This window comes from Chlamydia sp. 12-01, assembly GCF_042234205.1.
Lineage (GTDB): Bacteria > Chlamydiota > Chlamydiia > Chlamydiales > Chlamydiaceae > Chlamydia.
Window position 1 is genome coordinate 294,974 of the sequence record NZ_CP114174.1, and the last position, 25,389, is coordinate 320,362.

A 25,389-nucleotide genomic window follows, 5' to 3' on the forward strand; every position below is an offset into this window, starting at 1 on the left:
ATATTGTAGTTGTCTTGGCCCCATCGTCTAGCCTGGCCCAGGACATCGGATTTTCATTCCGGTAACAGGGGTTCGAATCCCCTTGGGGTCAAAATGTAAAATTACCAAGTAAACTTCGGGCCTTTAGCTCAGCGGTTAGAGCACCTCACTTTTAATGAGGGGGTCGAAGGTTCAAATCCTTCAAGGCCCAGTTGATTATTCTTGGTTCTTTTACATTTCTTTAAAAAAACCTTTTTCTCCTTTGTCACTTTTTTGTTATTGGTACTGGGTGTATTAGTATTTGGCTTTAATGGTAGATCTCCATGGCGACTTCTAAACCCCATCAGTGTTATCATTGTCAAAAGCCAGCGACAATTTGTTATACTGAAGTAGATAAGGATAAAGTCCTACGTTCTTATGTATGTGAATCTTGTCCCTGTCCAAGTCATTACTACAGTCGTGATAACATTGCTTTAAGTTCTTCAGGATCTTCCGTTACTTTAGAATGCGGCAACTGTAAAACTATATGGAAATCGAATGTGGATGAAGATCAGTTATTCGGTTGTCATTTGTGTTACACCAACTTCAAAACACAACTTATTGCAAAGCTAATGCATACAAAGGCTATTTTTTCATCAGCAGTTTCTGACAGTAGTCGGGGTTGCTTGCATATTGGTCGTGCTCCTGGAGAAGCGGCGAGTATGAATCCCCTCCTTAAGCTCATAGCTTTAAATGAGGCTCTTCAGGATACGTTAGCTCGTGAAGACTATGAGCAAGCCGCTGTAATACGAGATCAGATTAATCATTTAAAAAATCAGAATTCGCATGATTCTTCCCAATGATTTACTTCTTAATTTTGCTAGTAAGAAAGACGCCCCCCCTGTAAATAAAACCTGGCCTATAACGACGTTTTCACTATCTAGGAATCTTTCCATAGCAAAGTTTCTCCCCTGTTTATCTAGGGAGAAAAAGCAGGAAATTTTAGAGGCTATAGCTTCGCATTTTAACCATATTGAAGGTTTTGATGAGTTTCTAGTATTACCTCTTAAAGATGCTCCTGCTTGGCAAAAAGAATTTCTCATTGAGCATTTTCTATTTCCCTATGATCTAACGGGGAATCCCGAAGGCGAAGCTCTTATTGTAAACCGTTCCGGAACTATCCTAGCAGCCATAAATTTCCGAGATCATCTGATTCTCCATACCATAGACTTCATATCTGAACCTGAAAAAGCTTTAGATCAACTTGTACGGTTAGATACCTATCTTAATGAAAAGTTAGAGTTTGCTTTTTCTTCAGATTTTGGTTTTTTAACGACAAATCCTCGAGAATGTGGGACGGGACTAAAAAGTCAGAGTTTCTTGCATGCTCCTGCATTAATCTACTCTAAAGAATTAACTGATATTATTGATGAAGATACAGAAGTTGTTTGTTCAGGAATGCTACCAGCAACACCGGGATATATTGGGAATATGCTTGTATTATCTAATAAATGTTCTTTAGGACTTACTGAAGAGCAGATTTTATCATCATTGAGGATATGGTCTTCAAAAATATCCGTTGCAGAAGCATCAGCGAAAAAGAATCATACTGAACAAAATGCTGGAGAGTTAAAAAATCATATTTTACGTGCGTTAGGATTACTTACGCATTCGTATCATTTGGACCTTCAGGAAACATTAGATGCGTTAAGCTGGATTCAATTAGGGATTAGTTTGGGATGGATCCAGGGTGCAGACAATAGTCCTATTTGGAATCCTGTATTTTGGCAAGCACGTCGTGGACATTTAGCACTTACAAAACAACCTGAAGATAATAAAAATCTGCAAAAAGAAGTTATCACGCAATTGCGAGCGGACGTCTTAAAGAAACTTGCAGAAAGCTTATCTCCTACTGGCTTTTAATACCCTCCTATAACCGTATTGTGGCAAGGAGGGCTGCGATCTTTCCCCCTGAGGCCAAAATTAAAAGCCCTGACTTTTCTAGGATCCACATCTGAAAAGCTCTAAGGAAAGCACCAAAGTCCCCCACCTCTTAGGGCATGTCAGCTGCCCTTTCTCCTCATATGTATCTCTTAAATTAGACAGAGAAAATATGACGATTTTCATGCTATCTATTACGAGTATAGGATATTTTTTATAGGAAACGTCTAAGAAATACTTTCAGAATTGAGTAGACAATACGCTCTTATGATTAACATATCTGCTCTTCGTGAGTTCTTATTTCTTATAGTTTTCCTTTAAGAAACAAAGCAGGAAGGTAGGTCTTTTTTTTATTTTCTGTAAATATTTTTTACTATGTTTGCCCAAAGCCGGGATCGAACCGACGACCTACGCGTTACGAATGCGTTGCTCTACCAACTGAGCTATTTAGGCAAAAAAAAGAGAAAGGATAAGTATAGAATTGAGGGAATAAAAAAGCCAAGAAAACAACAATCATACGGCCGACGATGTTTTCTTGGCTTTCCCCCTGAAATACAACAGAGTCAGAAGCTATTCCATGGCGTAGAATATCATCTTATTTTTTCTATATAGCATTTATCGGGCTTCTATTTCTAGCATTTTAAAATCACTTTCCACCTGCAATGCGGGAGGGTGCTGACATTCAGGAGCATGTCGTGGTGCTACTTGCATAGATCCCTCATCAGCTTCCCAGTTATATCTGTAACCCTCTTTATTCGTTAACGTTGTACCCTCTTCGAAGCTACTAATGACCTTAGGTTTAATGAACATCATGATGTTGCGTTTTTGCCTTTGATCTATTGTTCTGCTGAACAAACCTCGGATTAAAGGTATAGAGTTTAGCAGAGGAACTCCGGTGATAATTTTCGTAGTTTTATCTCTGATATGACCACTCATTACTAAGAAACATCCATCAGGCACTTGTAAACGGGTAGCTGCATATGTTTTATCTGTTACAGGTGTTAAAGTACCTTGAGCAGAATGTAGCTCAGAAATAGTTTGTTCTATTTGTAAAGTGACAACATTATTCGGAGCAATCGTTGAAGCAACAACAAGATTAACACCGATATCTTCATATTCGATATTTTGTGTAACCGTTCCTGTTTCTTGAATGATAGTACTTGTCGTTTGGAAAGGAATCGTCTGCCCAACGAAAAAAGATGCCTGTTGTGTATCCTGAGCCATGATTCTTGGATTAAGAACAATGACAGTATCGCCATCTTGATCTAAAGCACTGAGAAGTCCTCCTAGGGTTAGGAATGATTTCCCTTTATGGCTAAGAACGTTTCCTATGATCCCCAAGCCAAAAGCTGAGGATGCATACATCATATCGCTAATGCCTGCTAATTGACCAGGTGTTGGTAATGGGATATCTCCTGGAGATGGTTTTGCAGGAGGTACTGTAGATTTTGCAGGATTAGTGAGACCTGTATTGCTTAACAATCCTGAAGCATAAGCAACCTTACCTTGCTCATCTCCAAGTGCAACCCATTGAACTCCGAAATCCCAAGATTTCTCTAGGCTAGTCTCTAGGATCAATACCTCAATATATACTTGCTTTGGAGGTAGGTCTAAACCATTAAGCAAACTAACAACTTTATCCACATTTGTCTGATTTCCGATAACAACGATAGAGTTGTTAACATCTAGCCATTGGATACTATTTAGCGTATTGATGAAATCTTCATCCATAGCTGTTGTTACATAGAGGTTGTATCCAATATCTTGGATTGCCTGAGCAATGGCTGCGCCATTTTGATACTTCAGTTTATACATAAAGAAGCGCAAGCTTTTAGGATTTGCGGCTCCTGATGTTCCCAAAGCTGCAGCAGGACTTGTGACATCATCTAATGTATGTGCCATTTCTGGAACATCTAGTGATTTTAGTAATTGTATTGCCTTGTTAGTTAAGCGAGGAGAGGAAACTACGAAAATCTTATTTGTTCCGGGCTGTATGAAAATCTGGAAAGCTTCGTCTTCAGCCATAGCTCCAAGAACATCTTGGCAATAGCTCACTAGCGAAGCAGGATTAGCATAACGCACTTCATACTCGGACATATCCACAGATGTTCCGGGGCTATCCAAAGCTGCTAATAGCTCTCCAACTTTTTCAACATTTCCGGCGATATCAGAAACGATGACATGCCGAGTGGCTTCTGAAGCACTTACTATAGCATCGTGCGAAAGTAGAGGCTGGATAATATTTACAGCAGATGTGGGATGTACACTATATAAACGGAATACGCGGGTAACCACAACGGCTTCACAATTATCCTTTGCAGAGCCATCAGTAACTACTGTGGATAATTTAGAAAGACGAGGGTTACGATAAATAAGAACGTTATTTCCCTGTTCGACTACTTTCAAGTCATGCATTTTTAAGACTTGTAAAAGAATCGTAGAGAGATCATCCACAGATGTAGGATCGTGGGAAACAATCGTTACGTTGAAATTTAAGTCATTACTATCGAAAACGAAATTTGTGCCGGAAATCTTACTGACGAATTGCAATAGCTCAAGAACGGAGATATCTTCGAAATTTACAGTATAACCGTTATCTTTAAGATCTTCGCAGGTAATTTGTTTCCCTTTCAATAATGATGAGGCTTGCTCATCATCTTTCTTTGAATCAGAATGAATAGCTATCTTATCAATAGATGGCTTCTTATCTGGAGACTTTGTTTTTAATGGTTGTGAAGGTGCTTTGTTATCAACTTTAAAGCCTTCTTCCTGTGCGTTCTTTTTTTCACTTTCTTCAACGAGATTTTTTACGCTAAAGTTTATAGCGTTTATAGCACGTTTGGCATAAGCACGCTTATCTTCCCAAATCTGTGCATCTTCACTTTTCTCTTCGACAACCTCTGTTTTTTCTTCTTGTTTAGGAAGGAAACGCGGGGTTTTTTTCGCAGCGGTTTGAGTATAACGATTATCAAGAGGATGTTTTTTAACTTCAGGCTTAGCAAATGGAGAGCCCTCAGAAAATCCTGGTGAGAATGTTTGTGTAGATTTTTTAAAATGACGCGGCTGATTCTGCGATGAGTTCTTGGCAATAGATTGCCTCTCAGATTTTTTCGCTGATGTCTTATTGACTATGTTTTTAGGACAGGCAGCAACTTGGCTTTTCTCGTCAGTTTGGGAGTTTTTAGCTCGAGATCTTGGTTCGTTAGTTGGTGGTTTCTGAGAATTCACACCAAGTAAAACCAGGTCAAAGAAAAACAGAATAGAAAGTACTCCTATTTTTCCTTTTTTCTTATTTACGACCTGTAAGATCTTTCTTCCAATGTTCGACGTCACTATTTTCACCGGATTCTTTTTAAGCTGATAAGTGTTGAGGGACAAAGATTTCCGTCATGATTTTCTAATATCCCGAACTGTACGCTCTCTATTGGGCAGAATATAGCTGTTTGTCCTCTATCTTTCAACTCTGTGAATAAAGGACTATGTAAAGATGACATGGAATCGTCTGCCTGTAAGGTATGTAATACTGCTCCATCACCTATTTCCCATGCAACCTTGGTTTCCTGAATTTGTAAAGAACTAATTTTTCCTAAACCTACGGACGAAGTATTAAAATTCTGAGGAACCTTTCCTTGTTTTTTTAACCAGAAATTAGTTTTCCCACAAGCAATCCAAGAAAGTTCCCTTTTTTCTTTCGGGATAGTTACGCAAACTAAAGAGATTCCTTGCTCATCTATGGGAACATTTATGCGTATTAGTTCGCTATGTATTTTTCGAATTATACTTCTAACGCTATCTTCATGACCCCATTGATTTACGAAACTCTTCATAATAGTTAATACTAAAGTTGGATTTCCTGAAAGGCTATAACAAAACCATAATCTAAAGGCATCGTCGCTCTTATAGCCTTCATAGTACACGTGGGGGTATGTAGGATAACCATGTTCATGTATAGAAACTGATAGGAATTCAGGAACAGCAATCTCTGAAGGAGATAACCAAAATCTCTGATGATACAGTTGATCATTTACCATTGCGGTGTGATCTTTACTGCGCATATCTTTTTGAAGATCTTCGCCACAACGATATCTATGTAAATCTGCGATGAATTCTTTCATAGACGTGTAACGATCTTTAGGAGAAGGCTGCAAAGCCTTTGCTAGGATCTTACTCACCCTATCTGGAATTAAAGATAAAACAACTTTACCTAAAGCTAAATTCCCTGAGATCAATTCGTATGCTATTAAGCCTAACGAATAGATTTCTGAACTCTCAGAGATTTTATCTCCTTGTCGCTGTTCGGGACTCATATAAAATGGTGTTCCCAAGCATATAGGACAAGTATCCTTATCCATGGAGCAAGCAGCAAGACCGAAATCTATAAGTTTGATTTGTCCTTGAGAAGTTATAAGGATATTTTCTGGTTTTATATCCCTATGAAGTATGCCTCGGCTATGTAGATATTCAAGAGCTTGGGCAATATGTAAGATAATATCAATAGCACGTGATAAAGGAATTAGCTGGGAGAGAATATATTGTCGAAGAGAAATTCCCTGTATATATTCCATCGCTATATATAGACCTTCTCTATACTGTCCATATTGATATAACTTAACGATATTCGGATGTGAGATTTGTTCAACGATCCGTGCTTCTTTTAAAAAAGAATGGACTCGTAGGGTATCAGCAACCAAAGGCATTGCAAGGACTTTGATAGCTGTAGGTTGTAGAGTTTCAGGATGTAAACCCTGATATACCGCACTTCCCTCTTTCTTGCTGAGGATTTTCTTGATGTGGTATTCACCAATTACCCAGCTCTGGGAAGGTATTTCGGATTGACAATCCATAAGGGACAATTATGCGTTTATACTTCTAGAACTCGAATTCCTAAAACATCTCCTAAAGACACTATCTCTCCTCTCCCAACTTTTGCTCCGTTGAGAATCAGATCCACACCTCGAGAGGGATGGATACCATTGAGATTTAGAATACTACCTTGAGTTAGTTTTAAAAACTCTTCAACAGTTAATGAGTATCTGGAAGCTTCTGCTACTAATTTACAACTTCCTGGTAAAGGTGCTGCGGGTAAAACTTCTGGAGTTTCTTCAGCAGGTTCTTCCTGTTGTAAATTTGGATAGCTAGTAATTTTAAATTCTCCGGAAGTTTGATCAACAAAGCGACCACCGAAAAATTGATGCCCTTGAATCGTAAGTAAGCCACCGCTTTCTTCTGTATCAGGATCATATAAACAACTATCTAACAGGATAAAGCTACCGTGAACAACTTGTTGCCATTCTTCTTGTGTTAATTGGCAATAGCCAACTTCTACAGACATTGTTAAAGGCGTAGGATCTAATTGATGAATATCGAAATTTTTATCTGATGTAGAAAGGAACTCTTTACAACTATCACATACAGCTTCTGGGAACAGTAAACGGAAACGCGTATATTTTCCGTCTAACCCACAAGTGATATCTATAGCTTGATAAGATCCCTGAAGATCTTTACTAGAAAATCGTGCGTCCCCTACAACTCTAGCAGACAATGAAGGTAACCAAGCTAATTCTTGGAGCAACTTACATAATTCCGCACAAAAATAGTAATGGAATCCTAACAGCTTATCCTTCTCATAAAAATAGGAGGCTAAACTGGAATCGTTAAATACAGCAACCATGAAAGATTGGAGATCCGTTTCTGAGGTAACAAAGAAGAAAGTTCCAGGATCTAAAGGTTGTGCTAGAAATGACTGCACTAAAAGATGTGTTCCAAAATCTTGAACAGCCTGAGCAGCAGAGAGAGAACCTCGAGGTTGAATAGTAAGGCTCGTATCTTCTAAACGAAATTTTTCTTTCAAACTACGCTGGCATAGATCCTTAGGAAACGGAGGGAGGGTAATTCCTTCCTCCGTTTTTACTAAAGAACTTAGAAAATCACTTCTAGATTTTAACCAACTAGCGCTAGGCTCCGCTGCTACTGCCATGAGAAATCGCCTTTATAAACGTGCTTCTTCAACTTTATATTGGTTTTGTTCTTGATCTTGTTGTTGCTGCTGATCTTTTCCTTCTTGATCTTTCTCTTCATCTCTTTGATGAATTGTAGCAGCAATCATATGTAGAGGTGTTTGCACCTCTTCAACAGTTGGCAATTGTACAATACTTGATCCAACAGTCAATTCTGTCAAATTCAAATGACGATTTTTTAATGCCCCTACTAAACCAGCAAGCTGAGAAGGATTATTCACAATAAGATTCATTGCTTCTGCCATCTGAGCATTATCTACAAAATTAGAGAATTTTACAGAAAGGTCTGTTCCAGATTGCACTAATGTTAAATTCGCACCTGCAAAAATTTCAGGAACATTACCTTCAGTATCTAAAACTAATTCGATTAATTGCTGACCATTAACATCAGCAACCATCATAGATTCTACAGTATTAGCAATAACTTCTTGCACCCACTGTAAATCTGCACTAGCAACAGCTACTGTAGCACTTTCTACAACGACTTCACTAGATACAGGAGCAGCGACATCTACAAATGCCATTCCTGCTGTAGGATTGTCATAAGCCATGAAGCCATCGCCATCTTCTTTCTCTTCTTCTTTAGAAGATACAGCAGATGTTTTCTCTTCTACATGCTTATCATCAGCTCCTCGAGATTCTTGACGAGAACCCTTATTGGAAACTTTATCCTGACGATCTTGTTTTGATTGTTGGCGGCCTTCCAAAGAAAATACTTTAACGTCGCGATTATCTTGAGGTTCAAGACCTACGTCTTGTTGTACTGAATGGTGATCTGTCTTGCAATTGTACAAAGACTCGGATGTTTTATTTAATTCCATGAACTAGATTCCCCTGATTCACGTTGTTTTTTCTTGCGCAACTGATGAAGCAGCTGTCCCATTTCATCTTGCTCTTTTTCTATTTCTCGCGCTTCTTCTTTTAGAGCTTCTTTCATCCACTCTTCTTTGTGCAAACGCGTTTTTTCTTCTTCTTTTCGCCGTTTGGCCAAATTAACTTCTGCTTTTTCCAACTCTTTAGAAGCTGTTAAAACGCTTTCTTTTTGTTTATTAACTTTTTCTTCTTCTTCAGCAAGTTGTACAGCAACAACTTTAATGTAAGCTTTTCTCTGTAAAACAGCATCACTTGTTGTGCCTTCATCTAACAACTCTCGTAGTTGTTGAATCTTTTGCATATAGTGATTTTTCACTTTATCACGAGCAGCTTCGACTTCTCGTAATTTTTCTTGTTCTATCTCTAAAAGACGTCGCTTTTCCTTAACAACTTTTTCTGCTCTATCAACACGATCTTTTTTAATCGCTAGAACAGGCTCTAACGGGTATTTAGGCACGGCACTCTACCCTTAATATCTTATCGGAAAATCGCCCGCAGTTGTTGTGCAGCTTCCTCATAATTAGTTTTTTCATGGATATCTTGCTTTAAGAATCTGTTTAACTTGTCTATGTGATCTATAGCAAAATCCACTTCGCGATCGGAACCTCGGCGATATTCTCCAATACGTATAAGCATTTCGTTTGCTTTATACTTTGCCAATACCTCACGAGCTTTTCCTATAATGCGTCTTTGTTCCTCAGGAACAATTGCTGTTAGCAATCGGCTAATTGATGCTAAAACATCAATAGCAGGATAGTGATACGCCTGTGCTAAAGCGTTAGATAAGACAATGTGACCATCAAGAATCGATTTCACTTCATCAGCAACCGGTTCGTTCATATCATCTCCGGCAACAAGCACAGTATAAAATGCTGTGATTGTTCCTTTATCTGAAGCTCCAGAACGTTCTAACAATCTAGGTAAAGTTGAGAATACTGAAGGTGTGTATCCTGCTCGAGCTGGAGGTTCTCCAGCAGCCAACCCCACTTCCCGTAATGCTCGGGCAAATCGGGTTACAGAATCCATCATCAAAACCACAGTTTTTCCCTGATCACGGAAATACTCTGCTATAGCAGTACCTACATAAGCAGCATTCAATCGCAATTGTGAAGATTGATCCGATGTAGAAACAACGACCACAGATCGTTTCATCCCTTCTTCTCCAAGGTCTCCCTCGATAAACTCACGGACCTCACGACCCCGCTCTCCAATGAGAGCAATCACGTTAACATCAGCTTCTTCGGCATTTCTAGCAATCATTCCTAGAAGGGAGGATTTACCCACCCCAGCTCCAGCGAAGATTCCTATACGCTGACCTCTAGCTACTGTGAGCATACCATCGATGCATCGTACGCCTGTGGATAAGATTGTTCTTAGCTTTTCTCTATGCAACGGATCGGGTGGTGCACGGAAAATAGGATAGGTTTCATTAACATCAACTAAAGGTCCTTTCGTTTCGGCGTCGATAGGTTCTCCCAAACCATTCAACACGCGACCTAAAAGACCGTTACCTGCGCGAATATGCAAAGGTAGACCAGTTGGGATAACTTCTGAAGAAGGGCTAACTCCAGAAAGCTCTCCCAATGGTGATAGAAAAGCAAAATTTTGTGTGAAGCCGACAACCTCAGTAACGAGTGGCTCCATGCCATGACGTTTCACCAAGCATACTTCCCCAACGCGAACATTAGGAACAACGGCTTTGATTAACATCCCAACAACTTCAGTGATACGACCAACAACGGTAGTTAAGTGCACGTCGTTTAATTGCGACATGAGGGTATCAAAATCTGTCGTCAATTCGTCCATATTAACCTAATTGTGTAGTCATTATCGTCTTTATACTACTTACTGTAGTTCCTACGATACTAGCAAAGAGTTCTGCTCTTTGTGTTGCTCTTTGAACAGCATACTGTACTTTTAAAAAGTCGGCTAAGTTCTCTCGCTCCCCATTTCTATCAGAGAAATACAGAAGAGCTCTATTTAAAACTTCCTCTCCCGAGGACACCCAATTGATCATCTTACGTGTAACAGAATCGCTGTCCTGTTCCGTCTTTTCCTGTAAACTTTGCTGTGTATGCTCAGCTATATCATTAAGATCTCCATTAATTAAATCGATAATCACACTGACGGCTTCGAAATGTTCAGGAGATAGCTTATTTTGATCTTGGTTTTGTAGAGTCGATTGTGCGTCCCATAAACGCTCTTTTAGATTATTTATTTGCTCTTTGAGCTCTTCAGAATCTAAAGCTTCTTCTAATTCAGGATCGATGATGTTAGAATTTCTATCTTGCATCATCGCCATAGGATTAGGTTTGACATCCTCTACATTGTTATTAAGAGCGTTTGCTGACACTCCTAAAGAAAATGCAGGCACCTCTTTATTTAGCTCACTAGCTAAAGGAGTTCCTGAAGGCTTTTGTATAGAAGCTGTTTCTTTATCAGGGTCTAGCTTCGGGAAAAGCTGCAAAGGATCTATCATAAGACAACAACCATGTGTATTTTATTTAGAACCAAAAAAATAGGTTAACCTAAAGGTCCACCACTTTTAGCTACTAGGGTATCATGCCAATCTAAAACAGATTGGGCAAGGATTCTTGTTGATTCTATTTCACAATTTTCTAACACCTGATCTGCTAATTTTAAGCAGTTTTCTAAGCTTTCACGACGCACTTCAAAAGAGCTTCCCTGATGCAATACGATCATCATATGTGTTAGTGAAAGGAAAGACTTAATACTCCAATTATCGACTTCTTTTTGTGCTAAAGCATTCAATCGCTCTTCTGCAGCAAAAATTTCCATCTTATGCAGGTCAATCAATGCTAATCCTAATTCATAACCATAATGGTCAGGATTTAAGATTTGTAGAGATTGAAAAAGCTTTTTCGCGCTTTCTTCATCGCCTTGTTTAATGGCCAACATGCCAGCTTCAAACAACAACGCAAAATCTGCTTTAAATAATTCCAAATCTGCCATGATCCTTCTCTTAGTTTATTAACTTCCTTTAACAGCTCTTGCCATAGTAATCATCTCTGTATTCACTGCTGTCAAGATGTTGGATACTGCTTCCATGTACTGTGATAAAATTTGCATACGGAATTGCAAATTAAACATCGTACCTAAGTCAACGGTACCTTGCGTTGAGGTTTCTAATTCTGTTAGATATTGTTGCACACCTTGGACGTACTTACATACGCCATTAAGCATGTCATTAAAATTAAATGCTGAGCAACTGCTCCCGCTACCACTACTCATAAATTCTCCACTTATCTAGTCTGTTAAACCATTTTGCGGTTCATCCGCCCGAGAACTTTCTGAAGGGCTAGATATCCTGCTAACAATGCTTGTTGCTTCTCAAAAAATGCTTTATCAGAACCTTCACGAAGAGAAGCGTTCAATTTTTGCACTTTATCCTGCACATTAGCTTTGATCTCCTGAGCTTTACTCAGATCCTGCATATCTTTCTCTAAATCAAACAGCTGATGAGAAGATTTATCTTCTTTAGCAGCTGTATTTTCCATATTAAACATAGTATTTCTTCCTAAATACAAAAGAATTAACAAGCCTTAACATTAGCTATTTATTGTACTCAATTTTATATTTCAACCCTTCCTTCTCTAAAAAGATACAGTGTGGTTGTATGCTTGTTACCGTCATTCCGTCGATAACATCACCACGGGTCAAAATCCTACCATTGACTACAACATTAATGCTTACGTCACCGTATTTTGAATATCCGGTTACACGATAACGGCTAGGATACCGCAAATTTAAATCTATTATTCCTTCTTCAACAGGTAGCAAAACAACAAAGTTTTTCACAAGGCGCACACCGGGTAAAGTAGAGATCTCCTGAACAACAGAACGGAACTTCTCTCCATCGGCATTATTTACATAACCAGTAAGAACAACTTCGCCATTAACAAAGGCTACGTGAATATTCGCAAATCCTGATTGCAAAAGTTGACCTGCGATAGCCTTCAACATTTGCGATTCTATAATTACCTTATTCTCAAGCAAAGAAAGATAGTTGAAATGCACATTAAGATAATCAGAGAGACATACAGCTTGCTCTTCTGTTTTCAAATACCCTGTTATCACAAACTGTCCGGGTTCTGGAGAATGCATACTTACACCTTTGAACTCCGTCTTTTTAGATAACAATATATTGATTTCTTGCCAGACAGCTTCGTCATCAATGACATTATCATCAATAGATTTGATGAAAGACAAAGCGTCCATTTTATAGAGAAGCTCACTTTTATCAATACTATTTTTCACGTGACCGATTAAAAAGAGCTGGCCGTTGTTTTTATTAAATGTATAACGAACGGTTGGGAATGTATTTACTACACGCTCAATGTCTTCTTGGAAGTCTACATTTTCTATAGGAACAACTTCTTTCGTATGGAATAGAGATGCTGTGCCTATACCAAAGAGTATAGCCAATCCGCCAATGAACAATGTAAGAATGAATGATCCCGTAGGGAGCGTAGCCCTCTTACGTTTTTCTTCCTCTTCTTGAGCAGCTTGCTCAGCAACTTCTTCAGCATCTTGAGGACGACCAAACAAACCATAGTCTTCAGGAGCAAATGAGGCTACAATAGTGTCTGCAGGAGCTAGATGATCAATCAGTAAAAATAAAGTTGTTCCTAGAGCAACAACTTGGTTAGAACTTAAAGTAGAGCTGTGCTCTATTTTCTTTCCTTCGATTATTACGCCATTTTTACTTCCTAGATCTTCTATCATGATAGAACCATCGTTACTTACGATGATTTTTGCATGGCGATGTGAGACACTGAGATCATTAAAGACAATATCTGCAGATGCAGGATCACTGCCTAGAATATAGGATTTCCCTGTATCGAGGTGAAACTCCGCACCGATATTAGCCCCAGCTAAAACTTTTAATAGAAAGCGAGAAGGTTGAGAAAGATCTACTGAAACATTCTTTTGGACAATATCATCTATTTCTGCAGGAAAAATACCCTGATCAAATCTAAAGAGATCTTGTACATTAAAAGGAGACAAGACTTCAGCTTTTTCAGCTTTTTGGTTCTCTTGTTCTTCTTCTTCAGGTTTCTCTTGGGCTTCTTCTTTATCGGCAGCCGCTTCTTTAGAAGTTTCTTTATCGTCATTTGGCTCTTCTACATCCTGATTCTCATCAGTTGTAGTTCCTGGGGGAGTTACTTCTTCTTCTTTAGAAGCGGGAGATTCTTTGACAGGCTCACCTTCTTTAGGCCGATCACCTTCCATAGATTGATCCTGTGTAACAGGATCAGAATCTGGCAACGGCTGCTGATTTTGATTAGGCAAAGCTCCGTTTTCTTCCATAGTAGCATGCTGGGTTTTAGTATTTTTTACATCCCCTAATGGGGATTTTTTCTTTTTTTCTCCGGCTTCAGGTAGCGTATCCTTATCTAGATCTAGCTTTTGACCAGAAGTTTTCTTCTCTGACTTTGCAGAAGCCAAGAAAGCTTCAGCAAGTTCTTTATCTTTATCGGAAGGAGAGGAGTCGGAAAAATCTTGCTGTTTTGAAGAAGGTTTTTTTGCATCATCCTGTGAAGACTTACTTTTCTTCTTCGTCTTCTTTTTACTATCGGCAGGTTCAGGCGAGACATTAGTTGTATTTTCTGAAGAAAAGTCAAAATCGTAAACAACATCTTCAGGATCAAATTCATTCGTGAAAAAAGAATATTGATTGCTTCCAAACGTTAATATATCACCGTTCTGTAGAGATGTTGTCTCTGTTATTTCTTGTCCATTTACAGTAACAGGATATGCAATGTCTAAATTTGTAATATAATAAAGATCGTCTTCTTTAGTTATAACAACCTGAGTATCAGCAAGCTTAGGATCTTCTAACTGAATATCGCTAGTCGCCTCATCTCTTCCTATCGACCAGCTTGTTCCTTGTTCAAGGACTAGAACAAATCCTGACAACGGGCCTTTATCAATAATTAAACGTGCACCCATGTTTTTCTACCCCTGCTGCCTATTGTCCTTGTTGTGCTTTATTTAGTCCCAAATCTTCTAGCCAGGTTTCAGAAAAATTCATAAAACTCTCTACGTAACGTGCAAAATCTTCATATGAAACTTCTTCGGGAATTCTACGTGTCATGACAACATGGCCTTCGGAATTCAATCCTAAAGCGCTACCTCCTGTTTCTCTACCAAACAAGTTCGCTACCATCATCTGTAAATACGCTTTATTTGTGTCCGCAGAAGGAGATATCTCCCCTAAGAAAGCACTCAATACAATTTCATTATCTGCATTTTGTAGTACACGTATCTTGACAAGATCACTTATAGGCAAGACATATGCTCCATCAGCATCGAATTCGAGGGTTGACGTTATACCAATATACGTGGCAAAATTTTTTATCAATTTCTCCAACATGCACGCTCTTCCTATACAGGAACGGCTGTCTCTTCTTCATCGAAAATTTAGACAACCTCTTTTCTAGACTTAGCTTTTTCAGCCTTTAAATCGAGTTATGCCAATACAAACTTTAAAAATAAAAACGATTTCTTGTTTCTATAAACAATATCATGTTCGTTTTCTTGTTCATCTTTTTCACTATAAAGAACAAAAGACCTAAGAAAAATCGGGCTGATTTTTATTGTACTTGTTATCAATTACAATCTGCCAGTACTAGACCACACTTGCATACAAATCCATCGAGTTAACGATGAAAGCCTAGAGTATTTTCGATAGCTGTATATGTCAAGAGATGAATTAGACGCTAAAGAATCAACAGCTTAGGACGAGAAGTTCGAACCTGGCTCGAAGATATATATGAGCACTTTTTTTCATAAACTTCCCATTGTTTTCTTGCTGCTAGAGCTAAAAATGGTTTTTCTTTATTTGTACATTGCTTACTAATTTGAAGTTTCTTCTGCACACGCTCGCTAATAAAATCCATATCCAAACACGTGATATCCTCTGGATGTTCCATTAAAGTAAAAGTACGTGGAACATTAAAATCAAAAATCACACGATTTGGGATACTTGCCAAACTTTCTAAAGATAATCCGGAAAAGTCTTTAGCTGATTCCGATGATCCAAAGAAAATGACATCATAGGGTTCCCTAAAAGAAAGTTGACTACGAGCCACCGTATCGTAGGGTATGGAAATATTTTTTCGAGAGCAAAAAATTAGATTTCGGTAACCTTGCGCACTCAACCCTTTTGCAATCTTCCGATTAATATCGGAGTAACCGATGAATAAAAGTTTGTCTTTTGTTGATTTACCATGCAAGTCTAGAGTTTCTTCAACTACAGACTCGATCGTTACAACAGGATAAGACAAAGATACTTGAGAACGAAAATCCTTTCCTTCTTTTAAAGCCTTCTGAAATAAGAAATGTAGAGCAAAAGGTAGTTCTCGATCCGCTTTTGCTTTAATATAGGCGCGTTTCACCTGCCCTTGTATTTCTGTTTCACCAGAAATCAAGCTATCCATACCACTAGTAACAGTAAATAAATGAGTAAAACACGCTAATCCTTGATAACAATAAGGACGTGCGCCTAAAACAGAAATTCTAGAAAGCAATTCCGATTGGACATTACCATTGCTTTTAGAAAAATAATAAATTTCAGCTCTATGACATGTCAGTAACAAAATAAACGACCCATCACCGCCGAAGAAACGCTGAGAAAATAGCGAATTAGCTTCAAAATCTTTTAAGATGTTAATGACCGCTTCTCTTTCTTTTAAAGCAGCTTCACGATAGCTAATTCCAACAACCCCTAGGACCATAAGCACGTTGCAATAAGTTTTCCGCTTATTCTCTAAATACAAGAAAAATAATAGAGAATCGAGAACGAAAGTAATCTAGGTGTATAGCCCAAGACAAAATTAGATGCCATCTATTTATCCATTCTTAGACTGCATTTCCTGGATAGTCTGAAGAAATAAACAGCGCCTTTTGTTATTTTAAATGTAAGACACAAAGTATTCCATATCTTCAATTCCTGATGTTCCACTGTATAATTGCTGATCCGTTAGGAAATGCTATGTCTCATGAGATAAAACCTAAAACCAAAATAACATTCGCTTTAATGTTTAAATTATAAAAAGCATTATAACGTATTAAAATATAGAATTATTGAACGTTAGTCTTAAGAATTACGTCTATCTTGATTGAGAAAAAGAAATGTCGTAATCTGGCAAATCTTCTGGGAGAAGAGCTTAGACTCCCCTGAGTCTAACAGCAAACAGAGCTATTGTTGAGAAATACTCGTAGCACTGCTATGGCTAACTATTAAGTTTTAACTCAAACATCGCGCAATAAAATTCTAATATAAGTCTTTTCCCTAGAACGCAGTAAGAAGAATAGAAAAATATGGCAACATATACTGAAGCTAGTGTCGTTTCTCTAGCCTCTTTGGAACATATCCGTCTACGTGCGGGTATGTATATAGGCAGATTAGGAGACGGCTCCCAAGTTGAAGATGGGATCTACACTTTATTTAAAGAAGTTGTAGACAATGCGATTGATGAATTTATCATGGGTCATGGGAAAACTATTTCCATTTGTGCTGATTCCACTAGTGTAACTGTACGTGATCGTGGTCGGGGAATCCCTTTAGGGAAAATGATTGAATGTGTCTCTAAAATCAACACGGGAGCAAAATATACTCAAGACGTTTTCCATTTCTCTGTAGGGCTAAATGGTGTAGGGCTAAAAGCTGTAAATGCTCTTTCAGAGACATTCACAGTACGTTCTGTACGGAAGAAAAAATATCATTATGCAACATTTTGCAAAGGTATTTTACAAGATTCGCGTCAAGGATCTACGAAAGATCCTGATGGAACAGAAATCATATTTTCTCCAGATCCAACGATCTTTACTGATTTTTCTTTCAATGATGAATTCTTAAGAAAGAAAATCCGTCGTTATACCTATCTACATCCTGGCCTTGAAATAATTTGTAATGATGAAATTTTTGTATCACAACAAGGTCTTCAAGACTTATTTAAAGAAGAAATTCCTGAAGAAACTCTCTATCCTCCTATAGCATTTCAAAATTCTGAGTTATCCTTTCTATTTACCCATCTAGAAGCACATAACGAACGCTACTTCTCCTTCGTTAATGGTCAGGAAACAGTAGATGGTGGAACACATCTAGCAGCCTTCAAAGAGGCGATTGTTAAGGGAGTCAATGAGCATTTTGGGAAGACATTTACAAGTAATGATATCCGTGACGGCCTTGTAGGCTGCATCGCAATAAAAATTGCTTCACCAATTTTTGAATCACAGACAAAAAATAAGCTTGGAAATACGCAAATTCGCTCGGGAATAATTAAAGACGTTAAGAGCGCTATTATTCAAGAGCTCAAGAAAAATAAATCCTATGCTGACCTACTCCTCGATAAGATTAAGTTAAATGAGAAGACTAGAAAAAATATTCAATTTATCAAGCAAGATCTTAAAGACAAGCAAAAGAAACTTCATTATAAAATTCCAAAACTTCGTGATTGTAAGTTTCACTATAATGAGCGCTCTCTTTACGGTGAGGCCTCATCTATTTTTGTAACTGAGGGAGAATCTGCTTCAGCTTCCATTTTATCTTCCAGAAATCCACTAACTCAGGCTGTGTTTTCCCTTCGAGGGAAACCTATGAATGTTTTTTCTTTGGAAGAAGAGAAAATGTATAAAAATGATGAGCTATTTTACTTAGCCACCGCATTAGGGATTACAAAGAATAGCACACAATATCTGCGTTATAATAAAATTATCCTCGCTACCGATGCTGATGTGGATGGTATGCATATCCGCAATTTACTGATTACATTCTTCTTAAAAACCTTCTTACCAATTGTTGAAAACCATCACCTATTTATCTTAGAAACACCTCTATTTAAGGTGCGTCACAAAGATACAACTCTATATTGCTATTCAGATCAGGAGAAGACAGAAGCAATACAAAAGTTAGGGAAAAAAGAAACTAATTTAGAAATAACAAGATTTAAAGGTTTAGGAGAGATTTCTCCTAAAGAATTTAAAACCTTTATTGGCGCAGATATGCGCCTAACTCCTGTAACAATTGGTTCTCTAGACTCTTTAGAAACTCTTTTACAATTTTACATGGGTAAAAATACTAAAGAACGAAAACAGTTTATTATGGATAACCTTATTACCAACTTATAGTCTATGCATGATGTTTCAGATCTTTTTAAAACGCATTTCATGCACTATGCATCTTATGTGATTTTAGAAAGAGCCATTCCTCATATTCTTGATGGCCTTAAACCTGTACAACGACGTCTTCTTTGGACTTTGTTTCGTATGGACGATGGCAAAATGCACAAGGTTGCCAATATTGCTGGGCGAACTATGGCATTGCATCCCCACGGAGATGCTCCGATTGTTGAAGCCCTTGTCGTCCTAGCAAATAAGGGTTATCTAATCGATATGCAGGGAAATTTTGGGAATCCTCTAACGGGAGATCCCCATGCTGCAGCACGTTATATTGAAGCACGCCTTAGTCCTCTAGCTAAAGAGATTCTATTTAACACAGATTTAATGTCTTTCCACAATTCCTATGATGGAAGAGAGAAAGAGCCTGATATTCTTCCTGCAAAACTTCCTTTACTTCTACTCCATGGTGTTGAGGGAATTGCTGTAGGCATGACAACAAAAATCTTCCCACACAACCTTTGTGAACTTGTAGAAGCACAAATTGCTATTTTGAATAACCGTACATTTACCCTACTTCCTGATTTCTATTCTGGGGGTGTTATGGACGCTTCAGAATATCAAGATGGGTTAGGCTCTATAATGATTCGCGCTTCTATTCAAACTGTGGATCAAAAAACCCTAATCATAAAAGAAATCTGCCCATCATCAACAACAGAGACTCTCATTCGCTCTATAGAAAATGCTGCAAAACGTGGTGTGATCAAAATTGATTCAATACAAGACTTTTCAACGGATCAACCTCATATAGAAATAAAGCTTCCTAAAGGAGTTTATGCTAAAGATATTCTTGAACCCCTATTTCAACATACAGAATGTCAGGTTGTTTTAACGTCAAAACCCACAGCTATTTATAACAACAAACCTGTTGAAACTTCTGTCTCTGAAATTTTAAAACTCCATACAGAAGTTCTTGAAAGCTATTTACAAAAGGAACTACAAATCCTTCACGATGAGCTAGCTCAGGAACATTACTATAAGTCTCTAGAGTATATTTTTATTAAGCATCGTTTGTATGATACAGTCAGAAGTAATCTTGCTAAATTAGGAACTAAAATTTCTCAAGATAATCTACATGAAGCTGTTTTAACCTCTTTGGCACCCTTCCTCTCTAGCTTGCCGGAGGTCCCAAGTAAACAAGCTACGGGACAGCTTGCTTCACTAGCCATTAAGAAAATCCTCTGCTTTAATGAGAGCAGCTATACTAAAGATCTTGCGGGGATAGAAAAAAAACAAGCAGCTGTAGAAAAAGATCTAAGCAATATGAAGAAATTCACAATTAAATATCTTAAAGGTCTTTTAGCAAAATACGGTGAGCTCGGAAAAAGAAAAACACAAGTTCTATCATTTTCTAAACAAAAGAAATCAGTTCTTAAACAACAAACTTTAGTATAATCAGAAACAAAACATTTTCTATTTTTTGAAACTTTTTATTTCATGATTATAGAAAATAACTTCTCTACATAGTAAAATACATAATTAAGCTAGGCATCAAGGTCTATAGGGTTATGGAACCACGTTATATCAACATCAAAAAAGCTGAGACTCAAGAAACTTCACCAGCGAAAGAGATCAATACTCCTGAATATCTATCTCCAACAAATATGACATTTGAAGGTCCAGTACGTACTTTAGACCAGTTAAGATTAGCTCTTATTCAAAAGATGGGAGAAGAAAAAGGGAAAGAGATGTACGACAAGTTCATTCAATCTATTCTTATTTCTTCTTTTGGTAATATTCATAAAGAAATGGATCGAGCTCAGAAAGCATCTAAGAAAATGCGTTCTGTTTATAAAGAGTAGTATGGGAATTACCTACTTTTTAGCTTTACCTCTCAATGAAGAAGATGCTTCACGTTTTTTAAACTCTGCAAAACGTTGGGCTCCATTTTTAAACCAGGAGCTTTATCTTTCTCTTATCTCCTACAATGACACTTATTATCTCGCTAAAGAAATCTCTTCTTTCCCCTGTCCAATTGAAGAATGGCAAAAATCGGTAAATCACGTGTCTAGCCTTCTTACCCACACATTTTCATGTAGATCTGTTGATGCGCTTACCTTCTTAGCTTGTACACAATTTAAACAAATTGAATTAACAATTTATGCTAACTAAATTTTTTAAATATAAAAAGATAGTTTCTAAACAATAATAAAACTATACTGTCTTTGCGAAACGGCAAATCCCCATAAATATCCAGACAGCCAACTGCTCATTATCTAGACTAATTAAATAAGTTCTTACAGCAACTTATTTATAAGGCTATTTTTAATAGTTTTTCTCTAGAGACATAAATTTTGTTATCTTAAAATATTTTAATAAAAAATCTCTCATTGCAATGAAGTCAAATGATTCTCTTCTTTTTATTGTTAATGAATCTAATCACGATCGATTGGATAAATTTTTAGTTTCTCAACATCCAGAATATTCTCGTGCTTTTTATCAACAACATATTCTAGATAAACGCGTTACAGTCAATGAACAGATACAAACAAAAGTCTCCGCTCAACTAGTTCCAGGAGACTCTGTTTCTATTATAATTGAAGAGAGAGAGGAACTTTTAGAACTATTACCCGAAGCCATACCCTTAGATAAAGTGTATGAAGACGAGATGATTCTCGTTATAAACAAACCTAGAGATATGGTGGTACACCCTGCTCCAGGACATACTAAAGGAACTGTTGTTCATGCTTTGCTTCATGAAATAGGAGAACGCCTTAAGCAAGAGTTCCCCGACGAGCCCTGGAGACCAGGAATTATCCATAGATTGGATAAAGACACTTCAGGTTTGTTAATCACAGCTAAAACCCGGCTAGCAAAAACAATTTATAGCGAATTATTTTCGACTAAACAGCTGAAAAAGAGCTATTTAGCCATTTGTATAGGGAGACCCACAGCAACAATAATTCAAACAAAACTAGCTAGGCATCCTAGTAAACGTAAAGAAATGGCAGTCTCTCCTACAGGAAAAGAAGCCACTACTCATTGTGAGGTACTCGCTTACAATGAAAAGTTAAGTTTAGTACTTCTACATCCGGAAACAGGACGCACTCATCAACTTAGAGTTCATATGAAACATTTAAATACCCCAATCTTAGGGGATCCCGTCTATGGATCAGCCCCTAAAAACGCCGGTTATGGTCTTGACAAACAACAATTACACGCCTATAGCGTGGATTTTATCCACCCACGGACACGTAAACATCTAAACCTAATAACAAAACTACCCCGAGATATGAAGATCTTGATAATAAAAGAATTTCATAATAGTAAAACTGTTATTAACAAACAATTATTTGAATCAATTATACAATAAACATCGATCATTAATTAAGTTTGATTATTTTAACAGACGAATTAAAATTAAATTAATCTGAGTTCGATTTTTTTACCGTTCTCCCGCAGATAACGCGAATTTAGTTATAGGATTACTTTATGAAAGACTTTTTAGCTTATATTATCAAAAACCTTGTGGACCGTCCTGAGGAAGTGCATATCAAAGAAGTTCAAGGCACTCACACTATTATCTATGAATTAACAGTTGCGAAGCCCGATATTGGCAAAATTATCGGAAAAGAGGGTCGCACAATCAAAGCTATCCGCACTCTCCTTGTCTCTGTAGCTAGCAGAAACAATGTGAAAGTCAGCCTAGAAATTATGGAAGATAAATAGTTTTAGAACTTCTCCCCTTTAAATAGTTTCCGGAATATCTCGTTCTCTCCAATATATTCTGTTTTCGCCTGCGGAGCCTCCGCAGGCAAAAGAAGAATTGGATTTCTTCTATATAGAGGATTTCTAACATAAGGAGTTCGGACCGAGCAGGACTTGAACCTGCGACCATTCGCTTAGAAGGCGAATGCTCTATCCACTGAGCTATCGGTCCAGATCTATTGAGGAATATTAAACCTAGGCTAAGGGCATGTCACCTCAGCCCAGGCACAGGGATAATTCAGGCTATAGTATAAATCTAAACCTAAAAAAGTCAATTAAGACTCGACCCCACTGTTACTTCCCTGTGTTCCTCGAAGAGCGTTCTCTCCTTAAAATCGTGGGTGGACTTGTTTCAAATAAACCTCTATAGTGGCTTTTTAACTGAAGAAAAAGAGTGCTCACGATGTTTTCAGATAAAATGATCCTTATTGCCGGTCCTTGTGTGATAGAGGACGAGGAAACTACATTAGAAATAGCCTCAAAAATCCAAGAGTTAGTTACTCCCTATGCTGATCGTATTCATTGGATTTTCAAAAGTAGCTATGACAAGGCGAACCGTTCTTCTATAAATTCTTATCGAGGTCCAGGAGTAAGCGAAGGTCTCAGAATCCTATCCAAGGTTAAAGAAACATTAGGTGTGGAAATCCTTACAGATGTGCACTCTCCTGAAGAAGCCCGTGCTGCAGCAGAAATTTGTGATATACTTCAAATTCCAGCATTTTTATGCCGGCAAACAGACCTTCTCGTCTCTGCTGCAGAAACAAATGTGACTATTAATATTAAAAAAGGCCAATTTCTTTCTCCTTGGGATATGCAGGGTCCTGTTGATAAAGTTCTTTCTACAGGAAATGATAAGATCATTTTAACCGAGAGGGGATGCTCTTTTGGCTACAATAATCTTGTTTCAGACATGCGCTCTATTCCTGTACTTTCAGGTATGGGCTTCCCTGTTGTTTTTGATGGAACACATTCTGTTCAACTTCCTGGAGGGTTAAAAACTCAGAGCGGCGGGCAAACAGAATTTATTCCTACGTTGACGCGTGCTGCTTTGGCTGCAGGAGCGCAGGGTCTATTTATAGAGACACATACTAACCCTTCCATAGCAAAAAGCGATGCGGCTTCTATGTTGCCTTTAAAAACTTTTGAAGCTCTTCTTCCGATATGGGATCAGCTCTATACTTGTGTACGTTCATTTGAGATGGCCTCAGTATGACCAAATTCTTGTTCTATGGCTTGTTATGTTCCTTAGGGATACTTGGCATTGCCTGCACAACAATTGTTGCTATAATCAAGGTAGATAGCATTTGTGATGTGTCTTGTATGAACAAGCATTTTGAAAAGGCTCCACCTTTTCTAAAAATTAAAAAACTCGGCATACATAAGCAAATAGCTTCTCCCGAGCGGCAGTTTTTTAACTGTTACATAGATAAATCTTGTATGGAACTACATTTTTCTGATTCCAACTATGCATGTAAGGAAGCTTTATCTAAACTTTCAGGACATATCCATACTCAAGATTTAGATAAGCTCATGACATTTCAAGGCAATGGCGGATTATTAAATTACCAAGATTGTTCTTTAAATATTTATGATTGTCGCTTTCATGTGGATCCTATCCATCCCAATCCCGATGCTCCTGAAGAACGTGCTGTAGGAGGCATGAAAACCCTATCCCTATCTTTATTGAGAAAGTGAGTTTCTATGCCGATACTTTCCGTATGTAATTTAGTAAAAAAGTATAATAAAAAACCTGTAACAAATGATGTTTCTTTCGAGGTAAATGCAGGAGAAGTTGTTGGACTTTTAGGTCCTAATGGTGCAGGAAAAACAACAGCTTTTTATCTTACAGTAGGATTGATCCGTCCTGATTCTGGAAAGATCATTTTTAAAAATACTGATGTTACAAAAAAAACAATGGATTACCGAGCAAGGTTGGGAATTGGTTATCTAGCTCAAGAGCCCACGGTCTTTAAAGATCTTACAGTAAAAGAAAATCTTATTTGCATCTTAGAAATTATCTATAAAGCAAGAAAACAACAATCCCATCTTTTAGACACCCTGATTGATGATTTGCAACTAGCTTCGTGCATCAATAAAAAAGCAGGGACACTATCTGGAGGAGAACGTCGCAGATTAGAAATCGCTTGTGTGTTAGCTTTGAATCCTAGTGTTCTCCTGCTTGATGAACCTTTTGCAAACGTTGATCCTCTTGTTATTCAAAACGTAAAATACCTAATTAAAATTCTTTCCGGTCGTGGTATTGGTATTCTTATTACGGACCATAATGCTAAGGAACTACTTTCTATAGCTGATCGTTGCTATCTTATTATTGATGGAAAGATCTTTTTCGAAGGCTCTTCCTCACAAATGATAGCCAATCCTATGGTAAAGCAGCACTATCTTGGGGATTCCTTCTCGTACTAATCCAAAAAATCATCTTCCGTAAGTACTTCTTTAGCAATTGCTTTGATAGTAGTTAATCCTTCAGGGAATCCTATATCACACAATAATGTATTTACATATTCTAATTCTGTACGTAGCTGATCGTTAATGAACTCTAAACGTGCTAATTCTTGTTGAATATGCGGTGTGGACATAACCCCTCCCTATTTTTTCTTGACTTCACAAGAAAATAAGGAGCAAGAATCATGCCAACTACCGCCAAATTATAAAAAAATCTTATAATCTT

25 protein-coding genes and 4 tRNA genes are annotated in these 25,389 nt (G+C 37.7%); 13 read left to right on the forward strand and 16 right to left on the reverse strand.

Annotation, left to right across the window (positions count from 1 at the left end):
• Window positions 1-16 precede the first annotated feature (16 nt).
• From O1W69_RS01305 to O1W69_RS01320, 4 genes are all read left to right on the forward strand, one after another.
• A tRNA-Glu gene (locus tag O1W69_RS01305) sits at window positions 17-91 on the forward strand.
• A gap of 26 nt (window positions 92-117) precedes the next feature.
• Window positions 118-190 (forward strand) — tRNA-Lys (locus O1W69_RS01310).
• Between the two features lie 112 nt (window positions 191-302).
• Entirely contained in the window at window positions 303-821 is a 519-nt protein-coding gene (locus O1W69_RS01315) for a UvrB/UvrC motif-containing protein (protein ID WP_375793731.1), read from the forward strand.
• A complete protein-coding gene (locus O1W69_RS01320) occupies window positions 805-1,881 on the forward strand; it encodes a protein arginine kinase (protein WP_375793732.1) in 1,077 nt (358 codons plus the stop codon). The genes O1W69_RS01315 and O1W69_RS01320 overlap by 17 nt, the downstream gene beginning before the upstream one ends.
• Window positions 1,882-2,279: 398 nt before the next feature.
• Here O1W69_RS01320 and O1W69_RS01325 read toward each other — a convergent pair.
• The 14 genes from O1W69_RS01325 to O1W69_RS01390 all read right to left on the reverse strand — a co-directional run bounded on the left by O1W69_RS01325 (window position 2,280) and on the right by O1W69_RS01390 (window position 16,549).
• Window positions 2,280-2,352, reverse strand: a tRNA-Thr gene (locus tag O1W69_RS01325).
• Between the two features lie 162 nt (window positions 2,353-2,514).
• Window positions 2,515-5,241 carry a secretin N-terminal domain-containing protein gene (locus tag O1W69_RS01330; RefSeq protein WP_375793733.1) on the reverse strand — a complete coding sequence of 909 codons (2,727 nt, stop codon included), beginning with the start codon at window positions 5,239-5,241 and terminating at the stop codon, window positions 2,515-2,517.
• Complete coding sequence (locus O1W69_RS01335; protein WP_375793734.1) at window positions 5,238-6,743, reverse strand: serine/threonine protein kinase; 1,506 nt, start codon at window positions 6,741-6,743, stop codon at window positions 5,238-5,240. The genes O1W69_RS01330 and O1W69_RS01335 overlap by 4 nt, the downstream gene beginning before the upstream one ends.
• Before the next feature lie 17 nt (window positions 6,744-6,760).
• Window positions 6,761-7,876 (reverse strand): type III secretion system cytoplasmic ring protein SctQ, encoded by a 1,116-nt coding sequence (gene sctQ / locus O1W69_RS01340; protein ID WP_375793735.1) that lies wholly within the window; start codon window positions 7,874-7,876, stop codon window positions 6,761-6,763.
• A 12-nt stretch (window positions 7,877-7,888) separates the two neighbouring features.
• Window positions 7,889-8,737, reverse strand: a complete 849-nt coding sequence (locus tag O1W69_RS01345; protein WP_375793736.1) for a DUF5421 family protein — start codon at window positions 8,735-8,737, stop codon at window positions 7,889-7,891.
• On the reverse strand, window positions 8,728-9,246 hold the full coding sequence (locus O1W69_RS01350) for a type III secretion T3S chaperone (RefSeq protein ID WP_375793737.1): 519 nt from the start codon (window positions 9,244-9,246) through the stop codon (window positions 8,728-8,730). Before O1W69_RS01350 ends, O1W69_RS01345 begins: the two co-directional genes overlap by 10 nt.
• A 20-nt stretch (window positions 9,247-9,266) precedes the next feature.
• The gene (sctN, locus tag O1W69_RS01355) at window positions 9,267-10,595 is read right to left on the reverse strand and encodes a type III secretion system ATPase SctN (protein WP_375793738.1); all 1,329 of its coding nucleotides are present in this window, start codon (window positions 10,593-10,595) and stop codon (window positions 9,267-9,269) included.
• A gap of 1 nt (window position 10,596) precedes the next feature.
• Window positions 10,597-11,268, reverse strand: coding sequence for a hypothetical protein (locus tag O1W69_RS01360; protein ID WP_375793739.1), 672 nt, complete (start codon window positions 11,266-11,268; stop codon window positions 10,597-10,599).
• A gap of 44 nt (window positions 11,269-11,312) precedes the next feature.
• Window positions 11,313-11,762 (reverse strand): hypothetical protein, encoded by a 450-nt coding sequence (locus tag O1W69_RS01365; RefSeq protein ID WP_375793740.1) that lies wholly within the window; start codon window positions 11,760-11,762, stop codon window positions 11,313-11,315.
• 18 nt (window positions 11,763-11,780) lie between these two features.
• Entirely contained in the window at window positions 11,781-12,041 is a 261-nt protein-coding gene (locus tag O1W69_RS01370) for a DUF5407 family protein (RefSeq protein ID WP_011006005.1), read from the reverse strand.
• A gap of 23 nt (window positions 12,042-12,064) precedes the next feature.
• Complete coding sequence (locus tag O1W69_RS01375) at window positions 12,065-12,316, reverse strand: DUF5398 family protein (protein WP_117273728.1); 252 nt, start codon at window positions 12,314-12,316, stop codon at window positions 12,065-12,067.
• 46 nt (window positions 12,317-12,362) lie between these two features.
• Window positions 12,363-14,762, reverse strand: coding sequence for a type III secretion system inner membrane ring subunit SctD (sctD, locus tag O1W69_RS01380; RefSeq protein WP_375793741.1), 2,400 nt, complete (start codon window positions 14,760-14,762; stop codon window positions 12,363-12,365).
• Between the two features lie 19 nt (window positions 14,763-14,781).
• Entirely contained in the window at window positions 14,782-15,186 is a 405-nt protein-coding gene (locus O1W69_RS01385) for a CesT family type III secretion system chaperone (protein WP_375793742.1), read from the reverse strand.
• Between the two features lie 346 nt (window positions 15,187-15,532).
• Complete coding sequence (locus O1W69_RS01390; protein ID WP_375793982.1) at window positions 15,533-16,549, reverse strand: glutamyl-tRNA reductase; 1,017 nt, start codon at window positions 16,547-16,549, stop codon at window positions 15,533-15,535.
• Window positions 16,550-17,135: 586 nt separating this feature from the next.
• Here O1W69_RS01390 and O1W69_RS01395 point away from each other — a divergent pair.
• The 6 genes from O1W69_RS01395 (at window position 17,136) to O1W69_RS01420 (ending at window position 22,661) form a co-directional block, all read left to right on the forward strand.
• Window positions 17,136-18,944, forward strand: coding sequence for a DNA topoisomerase IV subunit B (locus O1W69_RS01395; RefSeq protein ID WP_375793743.1), 1,809 nt, complete (start codon window positions 17,136-17,138; stop codon window positions 18,942-18,944).
• Window positions 18,945-18,947: 3 nt separating this feature from the next.
• Entirely contained in the window at window positions 18,948-20,387 is a 1,440-nt protein-coding gene (locus O1W69_RS01400; protein WP_375793744.1) for a DNA gyrase subunit A, read from the forward strand.
• A gap of 113 nt (window positions 20,388-20,500) precedes the next feature.
• Complete coding sequence (locus tag O1W69_RS01405) at window positions 20,501-20,794, forward strand: hypothetical protein (RefSeq protein ID WP_332389900.1); 294 nt, start codon at window positions 20,501-20,503, stop codon at window positions 20,792-20,794.
• Between the two features lies 1 nt (window position 20,795).
• Window positions 20,796-21,104, forward strand: a complete 309-nt coding sequence (locus O1W69_RS01410) for a hypothetical protein (RefSeq protein ID WP_375793745.1) — start codon at window positions 20,796-20,798, stop codon at window positions 21,102-21,104.
• A gap of 223 nt (window positions 21,105-21,327) precedes the next feature.
• Window positions 21,328-22,305, forward strand: coding sequence for an RluA family pseudouridine synthase (locus O1W69_RS01415; RefSeq protein WP_375793746.1), 978 nt, complete (start codon window positions 21,328-21,330; stop codon window positions 22,303-22,305).
• A gap of 119 nt (window positions 22,306-22,424) precedes the next feature.
• Window positions 22,425-22,661, forward strand: a complete 237-nt coding sequence (locus tag O1W69_RS01420) for a KH domain-containing protein (protein ID WP_011005996.1) — start codon at window positions 22,425-22,427, stop codon at window positions 22,659-22,661.
• Window positions 22,662-22,799: 138 nt separating this feature from the next.
• Here O1W69_RS01420 and O1W69_RS01425 read toward each other — a convergent pair.
• Window positions 22,800-22,872 (reverse strand) — tRNA-Arg (locus tag O1W69_RS01425).
• A gap of 231 nt (window positions 22,873-23,103) precedes the next feature.
• Between O1W69_RS01425 and kdsA the strand changes: the two genes are divergently transcribed.
• From kdsA to lptB, 3 genes are read left to right on the forward strand one after another with little or no spacing between them, the layout of a single operon-like run.
• Window positions 23,104-23,913, forward strand: coding sequence for a 3-deoxy-8-phosphooctulonate synthase (gene kdsA, locus O1W69_RS01430; RefSeq protein ID WP_375793747.1), 810 nt, complete (start codon window positions 23,104-23,106; stop codon window positions 23,911-23,913).
• Entirely contained in the window at window positions 23,910-24,395 is a 486-nt protein-coding gene (locus tag O1W69_RS01435) for a DUF1137 domain-containing protein (RefSeq protein WP_375793748.1), read from the forward strand. Before kdsA ends, O1W69_RS01435 begins: the two co-directional genes overlap by 4 nt.
• Window positions 24,396-24,401: 6 nt before the next feature.
• Window positions 24,402-25,124: an LPS export ABC transporter ATP-binding protein gene (lptB, locus tag O1W69_RS01440; RefSeq protein ID WP_375793749.1), complete on the forward strand. Its 723-nt coding sequence runs from the start codon at window positions 24,402-24,404 to the stop codon at window positions 25,122-25,124.
• Here lptB and O1W69_RS01445 read toward each other — a convergent pair.
• Window positions 25,121-25,297 (reverse strand): hypothetical protein, encoded by a 177-nt coding sequence (locus tag O1W69_RS01445; protein ID WP_117274746.1) that lies wholly within the window; start codon window positions 25,295-25,297, stop codon window positions 25,121-25,123. The genes lptB and O1W69_RS01445 overlap by 4 nt on opposite strands.
• Window positions 25,298-25,389 lie beyond the last annotated feature (92 nt).